General features: G+C 62.9%; 4 protein-coding genes. 3 read left to right on the forward strand and 1 reads right to left on the reverse strand.

Annotation, left to right across the window (positions count from 1 at the left end):
- Positions 1-246 precede the first annotated feature (246 nt).
- Positions 247-810 carry a PAS domain-containing protein gene (locus tag J2X36_RS26670; protein WP_310355234.1) on the reverse strand — a complete coding sequence of 188 codons (564 nt, stop codon included), beginning with the start codon at positions 808-810 and terminating at the stop codon, positions 247-249.
- A 712-nt stretch (positions 811-1,522) separates the two neighbouring features.
- On the opposite strand from J2X36_RS26670, the gene madL reads away from it, so the two are divergent.
- The 3 genes from madL to J2X36_RS26685 all read left to right on the forward strand — a co-directional run.
- Positions 1,523-2,035: a malonate transporter subunit MadL gene (madL, locus tag J2X36_RS26675; protein ID WP_132256647.1), complete on the forward strand. Its 513-nt coding sequence runs from the start codon at positions 1,523-1,525 to the stop codon at positions 2,033-2,035.
- 5 nt (positions 2,036-2,040) lie between these two features.
- Complete coding sequence (gene madM, locus J2X36_RS26680) at positions 2,041-2,805, forward strand: malonate transporter subunit MadM (protein ID WP_132256649.1); 765 nt, start codon at positions 2,041-2,043, stop codon at positions 2,803-2,805.
- Positions 2,806-2,808: 3 nt separating this feature from the next.
- Positions 2,809-3,122: GntR family transcriptional regulator (locus tag J2X36_RS26685; protein ID WP_310355232.1), on the forward strand; the 314-nt coding region annotated here is incomplete at its 3' end.

Below are 3,122 nucleotides of genomic sequence, written 5' to 3' on the forward strand. Positions count from 1 at the left end.
TCGGCGATCTTCTCGACGCCTTCACGCCAGCCGAGTGCGCCAACTACTTCGCCGCCGCCGGTTACGATCCGGAGTAAGTGGAAATCGCTCTAGCCGATCTGTTGAAGGCGGCTCTGACTGCCGACGACCAGCACAGTCTGGCTTGGCGGCAGGAGGTAAGGTGGGGATCTCCTCGCGGGCGATGTCCGGCAGGAGGGATCGGCTGGATGTGAGCGCCCCAGCCACCCGAAGGCGGAAGGTTCGCGATTAGTGAAAACCCTCTGCGCCGTAGGGCTCATGGGGCGCAGCGTTCAGCCGAACACGCAACACGCGCAGCACGAGGTCGAGTGCGCGTTTGACCTCCTTGTCGTCGGTTTCAGCCGCGAACGTGTGGGCGATCAGGACGTGATCAGCGATGAGATCGAAAGGCGACCGCGCCGGCTCGTGGTCCCTGGAAACAGGCGGCTGGAATGATCCCTTGCTACCGAAGGCCGTCAGGACGTCAGACGCGCTCGGTGCAATCTCGACTACCGAGCCAAGATACCCCAGGAAGGTGCGATGAGGTGGTCCGAATGATGGGACTGCACCGTCGACGACCCAGATATATCGACCGCTCGTGTGCCGCAGCCGATAGCGCATCGTGAACTCCTCCCTGGATGCGGTCGCGTCTAGGAAGAACATTCTGATGTGATCCCGATCCTCGGGATGGACCGCGTCGAGCCATCCAAGACCGAGCACCTCACCCGGCTGTTGCCCTGTGAAGGTACACCACTCAGGACTAACGTACGTCTGAAGCCCGTCGCTGTCGGTTGCCCAGATCATCCCGCTCATCCGTGGCGCGAGCGCTTGCAGCACGCTAATCCCAACTCAACAAGAAGCACAATCCGTTTCCAAGCGTCCGCGTGCTGAACGACCTCCCAGTGGTCTGGACGTTGCGCTGAACTGATGCATCAATTGCAATGGAATCGACGCCTGGCGCGTGCCTCATCACAGCGTTTCGACATCTCGTCCACCAGAGCTTGGCAATATTTCTGACATGCAAGCCTTGACCGTTATTTTGGACCGAGCCAGTTGCGCATCTACTGCAGGGTAGCGGCCATGGGTAGACGGAACCCTGTGCCCGGGACGGAGACGGGCGCAGGCAGCCGGTAGCCCAGCGACGAATGCGGCCTCTGTCCTCGTCTCATCTCCGGCTCCTTTGGTCTCGGCCGATCCTCTCAGTCAGCCCGGTCCAAAACCAGCTGGTCAGAGCACCCAGCAGCAAGTACGCCCTCGCCGCCAAGCTGATACCCCGCGCCTCTGCATTCGCGCGATATACAGAAACGTAGCCATATGCAGATGGCGTATGTTTACGACCTGTTTAATGCCAAGTTTGTACTCTTTTGTGGAAAATTTAAGCTGTATCGTATACCGAAGGAGAAGGACGCCGAATCAAAAAAAGTCAAGGAGGATGGCGTACCATGAGCCCGACCAACGGAAGAACCAGCCTCAGTTCCTGCGCAGAGTACGCCCGCACTTTACCCTCAACGCAGGAGAATGCCCGATGACCATCTTCGGTGTCGCGCTCCTCGCCCTCTGCACCCTGATCGGGGTCTATCTCGGCGATCTTCTCGGGGTTGCCCTCGGCGTGAAGGCCAATGTCGGCGGCGTCGGTCTCGCCATGATCCTGCTCATCGCCGCCCGGGTCTGGATGATCCGCCACGGCAGGCTCAGTCACGGCGTCACGCTGGGTATCGAATTTTGGTCGACGATGTACATCCCGATCGTGGTCGCTATGGCAGCGCAGCAGAACGTCGTAGCGGCCGTGAGCGGCGGCCCTATCGTGGTCATTGCGGCTACAGGTTCACTGCTCCTCTGCTTCGCCTGCGTAGCGCTCCTCGGCCGGATCGGACGCCGGGAAGCTGGGCCGAATCCGGTGGTCGAGCATGGCGGCTCAGTGATCGCAGGTGATGTCTACGACGAGCCACCCGTGTGGGATCCTGCCATCCAGAAGCCCTCCGCGCCGAATGCTACAGCCCCTGCCGCGGGATCCTCCCTCTCCGATGCGAGGGGTTGAGAGCGATGCCGCACATGATCGAACACGTCTTCGTCGAGCAGAGTCTCGTCGCAGCCTTCGCCGTAGTTGGCGCTCTCATCCTGGTCTCGAACGTCGTTGGCAAGCGCTTGACCCATGGGCGCGTCCATGGCTCGGCGATCGCCATCGTGCTCGGCTTGGTGTTCGCGTACTTCGCTGGGGTTTACACGGGTGGGAAGAAGGGGGTCGCCGACATCCCGGCGCTCGCCGGCATCGGCCTGATGGGTGGGGCCATGCTGCGGGACTTCGCCATCGTGGCGACCGCCTTTGAGGTCGACGTCATCGAGGCTCGGAAGGCCGGCATCATCGGGGTGGTGGCACTGGCGCTCGGCACCATCCTGCCCTTCGTCGTGGGAGCACTGACGGCCGTGTCCTTCGGCTATCACGACGCAGTTTCGATCACGACGATCGGGGCAGGCGCCGTTACTTACATCGTCGGTCCGGTGACAGGGGCGGCGATCGGGGCCGATTCCACCGTTATGGCCCTGTCGATTGCCACCGGGGTCACCAAGGCTGTGATGGTGATGGTCGGCACGCCTCTGGTGGCAAAGTTCATCGGCCTCGACAATCCGCGCTCAGCCATGGCCTTTGGCGGCCTGATGGGCACGGTCAGCGGCGTGGCGGGCGGCCTAGCCGCAACCGACCCCAAGCTTGTGCCCTACGGCGCGTTGACGGCGACTTTCCACACCGGCATCGGCTGCCTCGTTGGCCCATCGCTGTTCTTCCTGATCGTGCGCGCTCTGGTGGGATGAAGCATGCCTCTGCGCACGTCTCTCGACCCAGAACATCTCGAGGGACTTGGCAGGGATGAGTTTGCCGAGGATCGGGGCCTCTTCTCGGACCAGATCCGCAACGCGCTGACGGACGAGATCGCCGCGGGCACGCTCGCGGCGGGGATCGCCCTCGACGAGCAGGACCTCGCCGACCGGTTCGGCGCCTCGCGCACACCCGTCCGCGAGGCCCTGCGCCAGCTCGCGGTGAGCGGCCTCGTCGAGGTGCGCCCGCGCCGGGGCGTCGTCGTGACCCGGATGACGCCCGAGCGCATCATGGACATGTTCGAGACGACCGC

Source organism: Methylobacterium sp. BE186 (assembly GCF_031457035.1).
GTDB lineage: Bacteria > Pseudomonadota > Alphaproteobacteria > Rhizobiales > Beijerinckiaceae > Methylobacterium > Methylobacterium segetis.